18 protein-coding genes are annotated in these 14,083 nt (G+C 61.8%); 14 read left to right on the top strand and 4 right to left on the bottom strand.

What is annotated here, in order from left to right; translation table 11 throughout:
* Positions 1–181: 181 nt before the first annotated feature.
* From Q8R81_RS04965 to Q8R81_RS04940, 6 genes are all read left to right on the top strand, one after another.
* Complete coding sequence (locus Q8R81_RS04965) at positions 182–682, top strand: hypothetical protein (RefSeq protein WP_305616339.1); 501 nt, start codon at positions 182–184, stop codon at positions 680–682.
* 61 nt (positions 683–743) lie between these two features.
* Complete coding sequence (locus Q8R81_RS04960) at positions 744–1,253, top strand: HNH/ENDO VII family nuclease (protein WP_305616338.1); 510 nt, start codon at positions 744–746, stop codon at positions 1,251–1,253.
* Entirely contained in the window at positions 1,250–1,828 is a 579-nt protein-coding gene (locus tag Q8R81_RS04955; protein WP_305616337.1) for a suppressor of fused domain protein, read from the top strand. Before Q8R81_RS04960 ends, Q8R81_RS04955 begins: the two co-directional genes overlap by 4 nt.
* Positions 1,829–1,969: 141 nt before the next feature.
* The gene (locus Q8R81_RS04950) at positions 1,970–2,749 is read left to right on the top strand and encodes a hypothetical protein (RefSeq protein WP_305616336.1); all 780 of its coding nucleotides are present in this window, start codon (positions 1,970–1,972) and stop codon (positions 2,747–2,749) included.
* Positions 2,750–3,211: 462 nt separating this feature from the next.
* Entirely contained in the window at positions 3,212–3,610 is a 399-nt protein-coding gene (locus tag Q8R81_RS04945; protein ID WP_305616335.1) for a protocatechuate 4,5-dioxygenase subunit alpha, read from the top strand.
* Positions 3,610–4,452: a class III extradiol dioxygenase family protein gene (locus Q8R81_RS04940; RefSeq protein WP_305616334.1), complete on the top strand. Its 843-nt coding sequence runs from the start codon at positions 3,610–3,612 to the stop codon at positions 4,450–4,452. Before Q8R81_RS04945 ends, Q8R81_RS04940 begins: the two co-directional genes overlap by 1 nt.
* On the opposite strand, the gene Q8R81_RS04935 is transcribed toward Q8R81_RS04940, so the two are convergent.
* From Q8R81_RS04935 to Q8R81_RS04925, 3 genes are read right to left on the bottom strand one after another with little or no spacing between them, the layout of a single operon-like run.
* Positions 4,449–4,823: a Rap1a/Tai family immunity protein gene (locus Q8R81_RS04935; RefSeq protein ID WP_305616333.1), complete on the bottom strand. Its 375-nt coding sequence runs from the start codon at positions 4,821–4,823 to the stop codon at positions 4,449–4,451. The two genes, Q8R81_RS04940 and Q8R81_RS04935, sit on opposite strands and share 4 nt — an antisense overlap.
* 39 nt (positions 4,824–4,862) lie before the next feature.
* Positions 4,863–5,474, bottom strand: coding sequence for a response regulator transcription factor (locus Q8R81_RS04930; RefSeq protein ID WP_305616332.1), 612 nt, complete (start codon positions 5,472–5,474; stop codon positions 4,863–4,865).
* Positions 5,475–5,485: 11 nt separating this feature from the next.
* Positions 5,486–7,108 carry a sensor histidine kinase gene (locus Q8R81_RS04925; protein WP_305616331.1) on the bottom strand — a complete coding sequence of 541 codons (1,623 nt, stop codon included), beginning with the start codon at positions 7,106–7,108 and terminating at the stop codon, positions 5,486–5,488.
* Positions 7,109–7,360: 252 nt separating this feature from the next.
* Here Q8R81_RS04925 and Q8R81_RS04920 point away from each other — a divergent pair, with 252 nt between their 5' ends.
* The 5 genes from Q8R81_RS04920 (at position 7,361) to Q8R81_RS04900 (ending at position 11,154) form a co-directional block, all read left to right on the top strand.
* Positions 7,361–8,098, top strand: a complete 738-nt coding sequence (locus Q8R81_RS04920; RefSeq protein ID WP_305616330.1) for a sigma factor-like helix-turn-helix DNA-binding protein — start codon at positions 7,361–7,363, stop codon at positions 8,096–8,098.
* 196 nt (positions 8,099–8,294) lie between these two features.
* The gene (locus tag Q8R81_RS04915; protein WP_305616329.1) at positions 8,295–8,699 is read left to right on the top strand and encodes a hypothetical protein; all 405 of its coding nucleotides are present in this window, start codon (positions 8,295–8,297) and stop codon (positions 8,697–8,699) included.
* Between the two features lie 40 nt (positions 8,700–8,739).
* The gene (locus Q8R81_RS04910; protein ID WP_305616328.1) at positions 8,740–9,186 is read left to right on the top strand and encodes a hypothetical protein; all 447 of its coding nucleotides are present in this window, start codon (positions 8,740–8,742) and stop codon (positions 9,184–9,186) included.
* Positions 9,187–9,358: 172 nt separating this feature from the next.
* On the top strand, positions 9,359–9,868 hold the full coding sequence (locus tag Q8R81_RS04905) for a MarR family transcriptional regulator (RefSeq protein ID WP_305616327.1): 510 nt from the start codon (positions 9,359–9,361) through the stop codon (positions 9,866–9,868).
* Positions 9,869–10,212: 344 nt separating this feature from the next.
* On the top strand, positions 10,213–11,154 hold the full coding sequence (locus tag Q8R81_RS04900; protein WP_305616326.1) for a sensor histidine kinase: 942 nt from the start codon (positions 10,213–10,215) through the stop codon (positions 11,152–11,154).
* Between the two features lie 4 nt (positions 11,155–11,158).
* Here the strand turns inward: Q8R81_RS04900 and Q8R81_RS04895 are convergent, their stop codons facing one another.
* Positions 11,159–11,749, bottom strand: coding sequence for a PAS domain-containing protein (locus Q8R81_RS04895; RefSeq protein WP_305616325.1), 591 nt, complete (start codon positions 11,747–11,749; stop codon positions 11,159–11,161).
* Positions 11,750–11,916: 167 nt separating this feature from the next.
* Between Q8R81_RS04895 and folE the strand changes: the two genes are divergently transcribed.
* Genes folE through Q8R81_RS04880 form a run of 3 tightly spaced genes read left to right on the top strand, consistent with a single transcriptional unit; the run spans position 11,917 to position 14,026 of the window.
* Complete coding sequence (gene folE / locus Q8R81_RS04890; protein ID WP_305616417.1) at positions 11,917–12,513, top strand: GTP cyclohydrolase I FolE; 597 nt, start codon at positions 11,917–11,919, stop codon at positions 12,511–12,513.
* 34 nt (positions 12,514–12,547) lie between these two features.
* Positions 12,548–13,516 carry an NAD(P)/FAD-dependent oxidoreductase gene (locus tag Q8R81_RS04885; RefSeq protein ID WP_305616324.1) on the top strand — a complete coding sequence of 323 codons (969 nt, stop codon included), beginning with the start codon at positions 12,548–12,550 and terminating at the stop codon, positions 13,514–13,516.
* Between the two features lie 33 nt (positions 13,517–13,549).
* Positions 13,550–14,026 (top strand): PaaI family thioesterase, encoded by a 477-nt coding sequence (locus Q8R81_RS04880; RefSeq protein WP_305616323.1) that lies wholly within the window; start codon positions 13,550–13,552, stop codon positions 14,024–14,026.
* Positions 14,027–14,083: the final 57 nt, after the last annotated feature.

Here is a 14,083-nt window from a genome sequence, read left to right as displayed (position 1 = left end):
TCAATTCAGGCATCAAGGGCGAAGCTGAGAAGGTGGAGATCGGGAGGATGCGGGATGCGGGATGCGTGCGCATGGAGCTTTCCTTAAACCGGCTGAAGGCCTCACCTGCGCGGGGGTGCGGGTGGGGGTGCGGTTTGCTCCCATTTCCAGAAGCGTGAGGGCGATGGCCGTCGCATTTTTCTTGTTTTCTGCCTCTGTCGGGTTTGGCGTGGTGGCGGTTGTCGCCGAGGCGCGGGGGTTCGGTGTGCGCGAGGTCACCGCAGCGCATTGCGGGCGGCGCTATTATTGGCACTATAGTTTAAGGCTTTCGGGCGATTCGTCCGTGCAGGAAGGCGAGTGGGAGGGCATGCTCGAAATTTCCAGCGCCACCTTTGAGCGCATCGGCAAGGCTCATGGCGATGCGTTTGCCTACCATGTTGCGAAGACGTTGTGGGAAGAAATGCCGCAGGATGCGCAGGCTCTTGGGTGGGAGGGTTTGTGCGGTCTGGTGCGGCAGACGATGGCTTTGGCGCAATCGTGGGACGTCGACGATGAGGAGGCGCTCGGCCTGCTATGTGCGATGGCATTATGCTTTGGCCCTGATACGCTGACATATCCATCGGTGAGGGACTATGTGCAGGGCGGCGATGACACCGTCCAGCGCATCCACGACCTGCTCGATGCGTCAGTTGACGCGGCCTAGCGACGGATAGCCGATCATGGTCTTGCCACTTATCGTGGGCGCCGCAGCGAGGCTGGCCCTGATGTACGCTGCGAAGAAAGTGGTGCAGCATGCAGCCAAGAAGGCGGCGACCGCAGCGATCAAGAAGGTTGGCAAACAGGCCGCTACCAAAACTGCAAAGTCGATAGCCAAATGCCCGAAGGCAAAAGCTACCATTCCGAAGCCCAAGCCCGCCTCGAAGCCGGCTCCCAAGCCTGCAAGGAAAGTTCCCAAAACCTATGATCGGCCATCCGGCTTTCGCAAGGGTGTGCGCGACAAGGCCTGGGACGCAGCCAAGGGCAAGGACGGCAAGGTTCGAGATCCGAAGACCAAGCAGCCGATGAAAAAGACCGACGAATGGGACATGGGCCACAAGCCGGGTTATGAGTTCAAGAAGCACCAGCAAGATGCAATGAAGCGCGGCATCAAGCGCAAGCAGTTTCTTGACGAGCACAACAACCCCAAGCATTATCGTCCGGAGTTGCCTTCCACCAATCGCGGCCACTCGCTGGAGGCGCCAACGGGGGCATGGAAAGGCAGCAAACCGAAGTGACCACGACACCCAGCAACGACAGCCTGAAAGTCTTTGCCTATCTTGAGGCCAAGCTTGGAGAATCTTCGGAGATCATCGGGGTTGGCGACAGTAAAGAGGTAAGCAAGGTTGACATCATGGCCGTGCACGATCGGCCAGAGCAGGGCGTAAAGACATATGCTACGCTCGATTTCGCCACACATGACATCGGTCTGGAGGCGAATGGCAAGGATTTGCGGGTCGAACTGGTGATGGCTTGCGGAGCGGGCTACCAGCACGGCGCGCATATCTTGGCAAGTTGCGCTTTCGAAGCCATGAACGACGGCGCAAACATCGGTCCCGGTGAAATACTGGAAGATGTCGTGGCGCTGTATCATCCGGATTTTGTGATGCAGCACGCCATGCTGGTCGATCCATTTCTTTGGGATATGGAATCACAGCAGCTTGAAACTCGGACTGTGGCGTTTCTGCAAATTATTCCGATATCGACCGCAGAGGCAGACTATGCCGAAGCGAACGGACCCGATGCACTTCAGGACCGCTTCGTTGCTGAACAGATCGATGTCTACGATCTTGAACGCTCGTCCGTTATCTGACGATTGTTAAACATGGCTCGGCCGAACGGCGCTGATTGATGCCAGTCAGGCCTGTCGCCAAGTCACGTGCTTCAAGCGGCAGGCTCAGCCCGGGGAAGTTTTCCCTTTCCTACATTTAACCAAATAGGTTATTTGCACTGCATGGCAAGGCAGAACAGGCGGACATCGCGCGTGGTGCGTTCAGACGAGGTGGCGGCGGACGACGAGGTGCTGGATTTTGCACCCTATATCCACGCCGCTCCCCGGCGCAATTCCATCACGCCTGACAAACAGCGGCGGTTCATCGCGACATTGGCGGCTACGGGGATCGTCACTCAGGCGGCGCGGTCTATCGGGGCGTCGATGGAGGCGCTTTACAAGTTGCGGCATCGGGAGGGGGCGGAGGGCTTTGCACACGCCTGGGATGCGGCGGTGGAGCGGGGGTATTCGCGGCTGGAGGATTGTGCGCTGGAGCGGGCGATTGCGGGCGAAGAGCGACCGGTGGTCTCACGCGGGAAGGTCGTTACCCACTGGACGCACCACAATACGGCGCTGCTGATGTTCCTGCTGCGATCGCGGCGGCCGGAGAAGTATGGCGCGGTGAAGCTGGCCGATCTGCGCGAGGGGCATCCGGTGTACGAGGCTCTGAAAGCCAAGTGGGCGGCGGAGCGGGAGGCGGAGGACTTTGCGCGGGCGGAGGTGGTGCGGGAATCGCTGCATGCGCGGTTGCTGGCGATGCGGGATGAAGTGCTTCGGGGGCGGGCTTTGGATTCAGGCGACTTCCGGGATGTGGATGGGCGTGGGCGTGGCGAGGCGCAGGGCGTCGGCGATTTCAATGACGTCGGCCACGGTGCGGGCCTCGTCAGGCGTGAGGCCTTCGAAGCCGGGGAGGAAGGCGCGGCAGGCCTGGATGAGGTTGGCGGGCGAGCGTTCAAGCTCTGAACGGTACTGGCCGAGCGTCTGGCAGCCATCAATCGCGGCCCATGAGACGCCGCCGGGACCGGGCCGTTCATGATAGGCCCACAGTGCCTGGATGGCCCGCTCTACCGCTATGCGGACTTGCTCCACCACGTTCGCGCCGGAGGCCTTCGCTTTCAAGCGCTGGCGATAGCGGCGCTGGCGGTCGGCGTTGGTGAGCGGCATGACGTTGGGTTACGTCATTGCTGGGGGTGGGGAAATTCCGTTACGTTACCTATGGGGTGGTTAAGGAATGTGGCGTGCGCGACATGCCCTCCCCCAACCCCTCCCGCCTGCGGGAGGGGAGTGTGTTGAGCGCCCCTCCCGCCTGCGGGAGGGGCGCAACGGTCAGTGGTCTGCTTTGATCTGGGTCAAGGCGGGATTGTATGTGTTGCATATGAATTGTCCCCATCAGGCATTTTCGGCCAGCCTTGGGAGGGCGATTCGATGACTTTCGATCCTGTGAGCGAAGATAACGAGCGGCGGCGCGCAATTCCGCTGTTCGATGGCGGGTTGGCGACGCGCGGCTTTGCGCTGAACGCGATGTGCTTTTCGTTCAATGACAAGGCGAACCGTGAGGCTTTTGTGGCCGACGAGGAGGCCTATTGCGCGAAGTTCGGCCTGACGCCCGAGCAGCGCGATGCGGTGGCGCGGCGCGATGTGCTGGCGATGCTGGAGGCGGGCGGGAACGTCTATTACCTCGCCAAGCTGGCGGGGATCTTTGGCCTTGGCGTGCAGGATCTGGGCGCGGTGCAGACCGGCATGTCGGTTGACGAATTCAAGGCGATGCTGGTGCGCTGGGCGGACAAGGTTCCGGTGGGCGCGCATGTGAAGGAGAACGTGTGATGGCGAAGATCATCGGGGGGTATTTCACCAGCCACGTGCCGGGCATTGGCGGCGCGATTGTGCGGGGGGATCAGGAGACGCCCTATTGGAAGCCGTTCTTCGCAGGCTTTCCGCCGATCCGCGAATGGCTGGCTGAGGCGAAGCCTGACGTGGCGGTGGTGTTTTCCAACGACCACGGGCTGAACTTCTTTCTCGACACGATGCCGACCTTTGCGGTGGGTGCCGCGCCGCAGTATGACAATGCCGACGAAGGTTGGGGGCTGCCGGTCTACAAGAGCTTTGAAGGGCATCCGGCGCTATCGTGGCATGTGATCGATGCGCTGGTGCGTGACGAGTTCGACATCACGACATGCCAGAAGATGCTGGTGGACCATGCGGTGTCGATCCCGTTCGAGCTGGTCTATCCGGGGGTGGAAAGCTGGCCGATCAAGCTGGTGCCGATCTCGATAAACACGGTGCAGTACCCGCTGCCCAGCCCGAAGCGGTGTCTGGCGCTGGGGCGGGCGGTGCATCGGGCGCTGCAATCGTGGGCGGGCGATGAACGCGTGCTGATCTGCGGGACTGGGGGGCTTTCGCACCAGTTGGACGGGGCACGCGCGGGGTTCATGAACCCGGACTATGACCTGTTCTGCCTGGACAACCTTGCCGCCAATCCCGATGCGCTGACCGGGCATTCGGCCGAGCAGGTGGCCGAGCTGGCAGGGACGCAGGGGGTGGAAATCCTCAACTGGATTGCCGCGCGCGGAGCGATGGGCGATGCGGCGATGACCGAGGTGAGCCGGAACTACCACATCCCGATCAGCAATACGGCAGCGGCGAGTGTGCTGCTGGAACCGGCCTAGCGGCGCTTTTTGCGGGGTTTGGGTTTAGGCTTGGGTTTCGGTTTGGCGGGCTGGAGCTTTGGCCACTCCGCCACGATGGCGGCGCGGATGACTTCGCGGCCCTGCAGCGCGCGCTTTTCGGGGTGATCGGCGAGGTAGCGGGCAACGATGCTGCGCACCTCGCCCGCGCTGGCTTCGGGCGGGGTCACAGGCGGGCGGTCGAGATCGCGGAAACCATCGAGCACGCCCATCACGTAAGTGACGCACATGGCGCGGTCTACCGGCGTGGGTGCGGCGCAGGTTTCGTGGAGCTGTTCGCCGCTCATCCATTCAGCGTGGGCAGGCGTGGCGGCGAGCAGGAGCAGCGCGAACGGAAGAGTGCGGGCGATCATGCCGGGGCTAACGCCTGAACGGGGAGAATTGATCCCCCCTCACCCGTCCTGTTCATTCACCGCCATCAGCGCGAGTTCGGTGCGATTTTCGATGCCGAGCTTCTGGTAGATGGTGTGGAGGTAGACCTTCACCGTCCCCTCCCCGATGCCGAGTTCGGCACCGATATCGCGGTTGCGCATTCCGCGAGCGACGAGCGCGGTGATCTTGCGTTCGCGCGGGTTCAGTTTGGACAGCGGGCCCTGGATGCTGGGCTTGAGCGAGAGATCGAGCGCACGCTGCAGAAAATCGGACTGGATCGCCTTCTGACCGGAATGAACTTTTTCCAGCACGTCAATCAAGCCATCTTCGCCACCGTCTTTCGAGACGATGCCTTCGACACCTGCACGCATGACGGAAATAAGCTGCCGGTCATTGATCCCGGCAGTGAGCAGGACCACTGGCCGCTTGTCACCACGCTCACGCAGGGCTTCGAGTGCCTGAACGCCGTTCATGCCCGGCATATTGATATCGAGCAGGACAATTGCCGGGTCGTGCGTCTTGATCGCATCGAGCGTCTCCTCGCCGCTGGCAGTGGCCGCGACGATCGAGAAGCGAGTGCCCCGCAGGACGGCCTCGACACCGGCGCGGATAAAGCCGTGATCGTCGGCCACGAGGACAGGTATCATGCGAGTTCTCCGGTATTCAGAGCGATTTCGAGACGAGCACCGCCCGCGCCCGTGTGGAGTTCAAAATGTCCGCCGAGCGCTTCAACCCGCTCACTGATGGACCGTGGGCGCTGAGGCGCAACAGAAGAATCGCCAAAACCCGACCCATCATCAATGATGCTGAGCCGCAATTGCCCTTTGGTATGTGTTATCGCGACGCTCACCTTGCCGCAATTGCCGTGACGGGCGGCATTGGCAATGGCCTCGCGCACGATCTGACGGATTTCGTAGGAGAGTTCCACCGGGACGAGCAGAGGTTGTGGCGGCGCGAGCAGTTCGGTCGCGATTGACCAATGTGCCCCGGCCTCTGTCAGCAGGGCTTGAAGTTCATCGGCAATCTCGGTGCGACGATCGCCTTCCTGGCCGCGCCGCAACCGCTCTATCAGGACGCGCAGCTGGGCCTGTTCGCGGCGCAGCGCGTTCTTGATCGAGTTGATCTCTCCATCGGGATCGTTGCCTTCGTGAATCCAGCGGCGCAACGCTTCGAGCCGGAAAAGCGTACCCGCCAGAAACTGGGCGACACTGTCATGCAGATCGCGCGCCACCGCCTGCCGGACCCCGGTTTCAACCCCGACCCGCGCCAGCCGCGCCATCTCTTCCCGATCAAGCGCGCGTGCGAGTTCATCGCCAAATGCCGCGAGCAACCGAATATCGTCAAAGCTCAGGCTTTCGGCATCCCACACAAGGATCTGCCCCGAGCCGGTGGCGCACTGGACCGGCACGATCAATCCTTCATCGATGCCAAGTTGAAGCGCCAGTCGTGGACTTGCCGTACCGGCATTCGTCCCGGACTTCGCCACCAGCAGACCGCTGTCATCGGCTTCGACGAGTTCGCGTTGCCTGACCATATCGAAAAGTGCGGTGCGCTGCGGCGCAAGCAGTTCGTCGGCGAACTGCTCGGGTTCTAGCCGACGCGACGCAACGCCTTGCGGGCCAAATTCGCGCAGTTCGATCCACGGCTCTTCGCTGCTGGCAAAGGCAAAGGCAGCCCTGCGTGCGCCAAGCAATGAAGCGATAAACGCAAGCGCGCCATCAACCACGACATCGCGCCGCTCTCCTGGAATACCCTGCGGCTCTGGCATGGCGGCCATCCGCCCTCCCCCACGCGACATGCTGAGCCAGATCAGCATGGTCGACAGCAGCACGATGTAGAGGGTGCGCCGGGAGAGCCGGAGCAGATCGATGTCGAACCCGGTTTGATACATGACCAGACCGAACAGTATGTTGGTCAGCAGCAACGTGGCTGCGGTAAGGGCCGTCGCCCTCCAGTTCCAGCGGACCATCGCCGCGATCAGGAGAAAGGCCGCGAAAGCAAGAAAGGGACTCTGGAATTCGCTGTTCCGGCTTTCGGCAAGAAAAACAGCGCCGACGAACATGGCGATATCGATGCCTTGCGCGCCCGGTGCCAGCACATAATCGAACCACCAACTACGCCAGGCGACGACCATGAGGCCCGCTGCCCAGCAGAGATAGACGCTCAACAACAGCAGACTGGCACTTGATTCGCGCAGTATCGGTTGCGGCTCCAGCCCCGACGCCAGAAGAAACGCGAGCGCCAGCACGGCCCGACCAGTGGCCACCACCCGTCCAGAACTGCGACGTTGCGATTTCCCGAACTGCAAGCGCTTCCCCTAATGGTTCCTGGCCCTGATAGTTCCTGGCCCTGACGGTTCCCGGAGCTCATGCTGCGCCGAATGCCCCCTTCGAGGCGCTATCCGATTCCCTATCTTATGCAAGGTGGGAAGCGGTAGGCGATTCGCGGCCCAGCACCCGTGGGGCCACGTCATTTCGAGCCGCCTCACGCCTTGTAGACAGCGCTGAACATATTCCGGTTGGCCGACATCGGCCTGAGTGCCGCAGAAACCCGTGGTGACTCATCCAGAAGGGTTCAGTTAACGAAAGAAGCATTGGAATATCAGGGTTACTCGGGCATTATAGAATGGTTGTTCATTTACCCTTGTAAGGGTGAAGGCCTCCAAGGGTGCGATATAATGATGACAGTGGGTGGTGAGCTGTTCGAGAATCCTCTGGTCGAGTTGACTTCCAAACAGCGGGAGGTGCTTGACCTCCTGATCCAGCACAAGACTTCGAAGGAAATCTCGCGCATCCTCGGCATATCGCCGCATACGGTGGATCAGCGCATCATGTTTGCGCGTTCAAAGCTGGGTGTGGCCACCCGTGGCGAAGTGGCGCAGGCCTATCGGCGGCTCGTCGAGGTATACGAACAACCCGTATATGAACATTCCCATGTAGGCTTTCCGCCGCTTCCCGGTGCAATACCGGTTCAGGAGAACGCGACTGACGACGAGTTTCCGGCGGAGTTTCCGGTTCAGGTGCCAACAACACCCGAGACCGAGTTCGGAAACAATGTCGGCCTTATACCAGCGCTTTCAGCGACGGTTGGGGACAACGACATTGTCTATCACCGCGTTCTCCCGGAAATGTTTGAAGGGCCACACGGCACCCTCATGCGGCTGGGATTTATCGGCGGCCTGACGGTGTTCATGATCCTGATTTTGCTGGGAGGGCTGAGCATGTACGCGCAGCTTTCAACCCTGCTGGATCGCTGACTGATCGAAGTGGATCGGGCAGTTTCGCGCCGATAGGATAGACCGCCCGATGACCGGGCAGGAATATCCGCAGGCCGATTGGATAGCAGCCCTGCACGACATTTCCCTTCTGGAACCGGATGACCGGCGCGGGGGCGCTGCCATCCTTTTTTGTTAGGGACCTGACGCATCGCAAGATCGGCAGGTGGGAGCCACCATGAAAACTGTCACTGCAATCGCCGCCAACACCACATCCACCGGTACATCGCCGAGCACTCGGGCGTCCAACGCCGTTGCCATTCACGGCTTGCGCATCACCCGCGATCTGCATGAAGCGGAAGCCGCGCTGGATGAAGCCCTGATCCGTCAGGCCAACCTGCTTGCCACGATGGTGCGCGCCCGCCGCGAAACCGCCGTAGGGCCGTTTACCGGACAGGAGGCGCTGCTTCGGCTTGCAGCAAGCCAGAAGGCTATTCTCGACGCCAGCGGCGAAATGGCACGTGTTCACGGCAAGCTGCTCGATGTGGGCCGCGAAATGGGATCTGGCCTTGCCGACGATTGCCCGCCCGCAGGCTCTGCTGGCGACGCCGGACATACCATCGGACTCGTGCGCGCTGCGTGACCGGTTCGGATTGGCACATGTCTTGCGATAGGTTCCGCCGATGGAAGTGATTTGGTCTTACAAGTTGGTGGTTGCCGGCATTCTCTTCTTCGCTCTTCTAAAGGGCGAAGAACCGGAACGGTTGGTGGCGACGATCATGATTGCTGCAACAGGGCTGGACATAGTCAATCACGCCCTGTTCGGCGATCCGGGGTTTTTCTCGATAAATCCCGGACATCTGGTCATCGACGCTTGGGTGATGATTGCGCTGATGTGGGTTGCCTTGCGGGCAAACCGTGGATGGCCGATGATCGCCTGTGCCGCCCAGATCATCGTGATGGTATCGCATGCAGCGAAAATCATTGATCTGTCGCTCGTCCGATATGGCTATTTTGCGATGACCCAGCTTCCGGTCGGCATACAAGGCCTCACGCTCTTCGCAGGCACGATGGCGCACCTGCGGCGGATCGGGCGAATTGGCCAATACCACGCCTGGCGCCTGACATGAGCGAATCCGCCTTACATTTCGCCTGATTGCATCAATGACCTTGGGGAAGGTCAATGCAATCACCCTCAACATACTGGACTGCCGGATCGGCGGGGCGTGCCCCTTCGTGATCGGAAGACCTGTAGCCAACTGATTTCAACAATCCGGCCTTAATCAACTGGGGAGCACTTCAATGACCGTCCGTTCCATGCGCGCCACGATTGGCAGCGCTGACCTCTCGACCAGCGGCCGTCGCGGGCATGCCCGTCTTGTCGAAACCGTTGCGTCGCCCGATCTGGTCGATGCCGAAGCGCAAGCGCGGCACACCGCGATTGCACGCGAGATCTATGCCGTGCGTCGCCGCCGCCACAAGGCGCTGCCAGCCGACCTGTTTGGCGAGCCGACGTGGGACATCCTGCTCGATCTCTACATCGCCGCGCGTGAAGATCGGCGGGTTCCCACCACAAGCGCCTGTATCGGCGCGCATGTTCCGCCAACCACAGCACTGCGCTGGCTGCGCATTCTGGAGGCGCGCGGCCTGGTGGAACGCGAGGATGACGGCCGTGACGGTCGGCGCACGTTCGTGTGCCTGACCTTTCGCGGGCTGGCAGCGATGGACCAGACGCTGGAGATGCTTGGCCGTTCGATCGTCAATGTCGCTGAAAGCACATCCGCATCACGCAAGGGCGTAGGCGAGGCCTGACTTTTAGCCAGCGATCAGCACAGTTTACCGGTTCCCCGGAAGGCCGGGCGGAATTGCACCCCCCGCCCGGCCAACCGTGGCCTGATGATGATGCCACCTGTTGCAGGTCTTCTTTACCGAAAGATGCTGCATTGCACTGTCTCGGCCAGCCAAAATAACCGCAATCGTGGCGCGGGCCGCGTGAGCGAAGCCACGGAAATGGCGAAGAATTTCAGTAATAATTCTTGAATTCGGGTCGAAGGGCGGCTTACAAGGTCCGAAACGGACAAATGACGATGTCGGGTCGATATCGCGCGCCCTGGAGACGGTTTTTGCAAGGTAAGCAACTGTCGAGCGGCGCACTTATGCGCGCGCTGGTTGAACGGGATCGCTCGTTTGCGGAATCGCTGCTGTGGTGCGCAGGCCTGCTGGTCGTGCCGATTGCGCTGCGGTCGAGCGTCGATGGTGGCGCGTTGGGGCTGCCGTTCCTCACCTTCTGGCCGAGCCTGGTGATCGCCTCGCTGGCGCTGCGCGCGCGCTATGCGGCGATATTCGCGCTGATCGCGGCGATGGTTTCGCAGCGGCTGTTTGGCGGCGGCGCGTGGTTCAGGGATATAAGCACAGTGCGGATCGTGTTTTTCGGTCTGTTTGCAATGTCGGCAGCGCTGATCATAACCACAGGCGCCCTGCTGCGTCGGTCGGTGCGGGCGCTGGCTGCGCTGAACGCGCAGCAGGAGGTCTACAACCGCGAACTGCGCCATAGGGTGCGCAACATGCTGACACTGATTCAGGCCATCGCGTCGCGCGGGCCGAAGGCGGCGTCACCGGTGGATTTCTTCAAGGAGTTCAGCCAGCGGATCGAGGGACTGGCCGCTGCAAGTGACCTGTTGCAGATCGGCGCCGAGGCAGAAGGGCGATTGCCGCAACTGGCGCAGCAGACCTTGGCACCGTTTGACCGAGACGGGCGGATCAAGATGGCCGGAGAGCAGTGTCTTCTGCCGACAGAAAGCTGCATTCCGCTGATCATGGGGTTGCATGAACTGTGCACCAATGCGGTCAAGCATGGTGCGCTTTCGACCGAGCGAGGGCGCGTGGACCTATCGTGGTTTATCGGGCCGGACGGGTCGACGCTTTATCTGCTCTGGGCCGAAAAGGACGGGCCGCGGGTCATCCCGCCCGCGCGTGATGGCCTGGGAACGCGGCTGCTGATGCCCCAGCCCGGGATAGCAGGGGTGGACCTGAACTTCGATCCCGGTGGGGCGTGGTGCGAGTTTCGGATCGAGGGTGCAAAAGCGGTGCCCGGCTGACGGTTCAGAAGCCCGCTTCAATGGCCACGCGGATGGCATCGGCGCTGGTCTTTACGTCCAAGCCCTTTAGCACGGCGGAGCGGTGCATCTTGACCGTGCGTTCGCTGAGCGAAAGCTCATAAGCGATCTGCTTGTTGAGCTTGCCAGCGGCCATGAGGATCAGAATTTCCTTCTGGCGGCGGCTGAGGCGGTCGACACGATCAGTGGCATCATTGCGGCGCAAGTCATTGGCCTGACCCTGATCTTCGGCGATTTCCACCTGCGAGCCGAGGTAGTATTCCACTTCGCCTTCAGCATCGAAAATGGGGGCGACCATGACGGCGTTGCGGAAGCGCGTGCCGTCCTTCTTGTAGTTCACGATCTCGACCATGACGGGCTGCTTGCGCCAGATGCCGTCGCGCAAAATGCGGGCCTTGTCATCCTCTGTGCCCGAGCCGCGCAGGAAGCGGCAGTTGCGACCGATGATCTCGTCCCGGCTGTAGCCTGTCAGTTCGACGAACGCGTCATTGCAGGCAATGATCGGGTTGTCCGGCAAGCGCGGATTGCTGATGACGGCGGCCGTCGGGCTGGAACTGATCATCTCTGAAATAGACATGAGGCTCTTATACGCACTTTGCGGCAGGTTTCCAATCCGTGCCCTTTGGTCCGGGTTGTCCGCATGCGGGCAGAAGCGCATCCGGACAGCCTTCCGACACATACCATCTCGCCGGAGCGGAGCTGCCGATGAACGTCTATTCCCCTTCCATTGCCGCATCCACCGGCATGGCCGATGTCACCGGCGAAGATGGCAAGCTGATCGTGCCTGACGATGTGCAGGAGGCAATCCGCACGCTTCTGCGCTGGTCGGGCGACGAGCCAACCCGCGAAGGCCTGATCGATACGCCAAAGCGCGTGGCGCGGGCGTGGCGGGAATATTGTCGCGGCTATGCGGAAGATCCCGGTGCACATCTGTCGCGCACGTTCGAGGAAGTGGGCGGGTATGACGAGGTCGTGCTGCTGAAGGACATTCCGTTCCAGAGCCATTGCGAACACCACATGGCGCCGATCACCGGCACCGCTTCCATCGCCTATCTGCCCAAGGACCGGGTCGTGGGCATTTCGAAGCTGGCGCGTGTGCTCCACGGCTTTGCCAGCCGGTTGCAGGTGCAGGAGCGGCTGACCGCCGAAGTGGCGCATTGCATTCAGGAACACCTGCAGCCGCATGGCGTGGCCGTGGTGATCGAAGCGCAGCATGGCTGCATGACCGGGCGCGGCGTGCGCACGCACGGCGTGGGCATGGTGACGAGCCGGATGCTGGGCTGCTTCCTGACCGATGCCAGCAGCCGCAAAGAAGTTCTGGCGCTTATGGGACGTGGCTGACGCCCCGCAAGAACCCCCGAAAGAACCCAAGAAAATGCATGTTGCCATTGTTGGCGCGGGGATGTCCGGTCTCTCGTGCGCAGCCCAACTCGTTCGCTCCGGACATACGGTTGCCCTGTTCGACAAGTCGCGCGGCCCCGGTGGGCGCATGTCCACCCGGCGCATGGTGACGCCATTGGGCGAAGCGCATTTCGATCATGGCGCGCAATACTTCACGGTGCGCGACCCGGCTTTCATGGCGCAAGTGGCGCGCTGGTCTGCCAGCGGCGTGGCTTCGCCGTGGCCCGCTGCCGGGACCGGCGCGTGGGTTGGCGTGCCGACGATGAACGCCGTGGTCAAGGAAATGGCCGATCAGCACGACGTGACGTTTGGCTGGCACGTGCGCGGGCTGGTGCGGCGCGAGGGCGGCTGGCATCTGGCGGGTGAGCAAGCCGACGGCGAACGCTCGCAGAAGGGGCCTTTCGATGCCGTGGTGGTCTCGCTCCCGCCAGAACAGGCAGCGGCGATCGTGGCGCTACATGACCTTTCGCTGGCATCAACCGCACTTGCCGCACGATCACAGCCGTGCTGGACCGGCATGTTCGCCTTTGAAGACCGGATCCCGTGCAAGGCTGACACAGTGCGCGAGGCGGGGCTGATCAGCTGGGCGGCGCGCAACGGGGCAAAGCCTGGTCGCAAGGGGCCGGAAACATGGGTGGTCCAAGCCAGTCCGCATTGGTCCACACAGCATATCGAAGACAATGCCGATGCCGTGGCGCAGGCGTTGTTGGGAGCGCTGGGAGAAGCGCTGGGGATGGTGATGCCCACGCCGGTTGTGGCTTCGGCGCATCGCTGGCGCTATGCCATGTCGACCGGAAGCAATCTGGGCGCGTTGTGGAGTGCCAATTCGAAGATCGGCATTTGCGGCGACTGGCTGCTTGGGCCGCGCGTGGAGAACGCCTGGATTTCAGGCCGTACACTGGCCACACAGATGATGGCGCGAACACCGCAGGAAGTGGCCTAGACAGCCCTTCAACTGTCCGCTTAAAGCGGATCAATGAACAAAAGCGACGAGGCTCCGATCCGGGGCGGGTTTGAACGGGTGGCCGATGGGCCTTGGGCCGGATGGTGGAAGTGGTCTGGCCACGATCCGTTCGAGGATGGCGTAGGCCCATTCTTTGTGAAGCGCGATGAGCGCGGGATCGTCACCGGCTTTCGGCCCGAGACCAAGAACCTCAACGGGCACGGCATCGTCCACGGCGGTTCGCTGATGACCTTTGCAGACTTTTCTCTGTTCATGGTAGCGGCATCGGGCGGCGAGGAAGTGTCCGGCGTGACCGTGACGATGAATTCCGAATTCGTGAGTGGGGCGCAGGCCGGTGACCTGCTGACCGCGCGAGGCGAGTGCGTGCGGGCGGGCGGGAGCCTGGTATTCGCGCGCGGCACGATCCTGCGTGTGGGTGCAGATGGAACCGAGGAAGCGGTGCTGAGCTTTTCAGGGACGATCAAGCGGGCGAAGCGGACTTCGCATTGAATTGACCCCGCCATCCGTTCGTGTCGAGCGAAGTCGAGACACACGAGCCGAAGCGCT

Origin of the sequence: Novosphingobium sp., assembly GCF_030696665.1 — a bacterium.
Classification (GTDB): Bacteria; Pseudomonadota; Alphaproteobacteria; order Sphingomonadales; family Sphingomonadaceae; genus Novosphingobium.
Note: the sequence above shows the minus strand (reverse complement) of the source record. Positions and strands in the feature narration are given on the sequence as shown.

Excerpts from the sequence above, each read along its gene's own strand:
- Q8R81_RS04960 (WP_305616338.1), top strand. The coding sequence starts at position 744 with ATGTACGCTGCGAAGAAAGTGGTGCAGCATGCAGCCAAGAAGGCGGCG.
- Q8R81_RS04950 (WP_305616336.1), top strand. The coding sequence starts at position 1,970 with ATGGCAAGGCAGAACAGGCGGACATCGCGCGTGGTGCGTTCAGACGAG.
- Q8R81_RS04945 (WP_305616335.1), top strand. The coding sequence starts at position 3,212 with ATGACTTTCGATCCTGTGAGCGAAGATAACGAGCGGCGGCGCGCAATT.
- Q8R81_RS04940 (WP_305616334.1), top strand. The coding sequence starts at position 3,610 with ATGGCGAAGATCATCGGGGGGTATTTCACCAGCCACGTGCCGGGCATT.
- Q8R81_RS04935 (WP_305616333.1), bottom strand. The coding sequence starts at position 4,823 with ATGATCGCCCGCACTCTTCCGTTCGCGCTGCTCCTGCTCGCCGCCACG.
- Q8R81_RS04915 (WP_305616329.1), top strand. The coding sequence starts at position 8,295 with ATGAAAACTGTCACTGCAATCGCCGCCAACACCACATCCACCGGTACA.
- Q8R81_RS04910 (WP_305616328.1), top strand. The coding sequence starts at position 8,740 with ATGGAAGTGATTTGGTCTTACAAGTTGGTGGTTGCCGGCATTCTCTTC.
- Q8R81_RS04905 (WP_305616327.1), top strand. The coding sequence starts at position 9,359 with ATGACCGTCCGTTCCATGCGCGCCACGATTGGCAGCGCTGACCTCTCG.
- Q8R81_RS04900 (WP_305616326.1), top strand. The coding sequence starts at position 10,213 with ATGCGCGCGCTGGTTGAACGGGATCGCTCGTTTGCGGAATCGCTGCTG.
- Q8R81_RS04895 (WP_305616325.1), bottom strand. The coding sequence starts at position 11,749 with ATGTCTATTTCAGAGATGATCAGTTCCAGCCCGACGGCCGCCGTCATC.
- folE (WP_305616417.1), top strand. The coding sequence starts at position 11,917 with ATGGCCGATGTCACCGGCGAAGATGGCAAGCTGATCGTGCCTGACGAT.
- Q8R81_RS04885 (WP_305616324.1), top strand. The coding sequence starts at position 12,548 with ATGCATGTTGCCATTGTTGGCGCGGGGATGTCCGGTCTCTCGTGCGCA.
- Q8R81_RS04880 (WP_305616323.1), top strand. The coding sequence starts at position 13,550 with ATGAACAAAAGCGACGAGGCTCCGATCCGGGGCGGGTTTGAACGGGTG.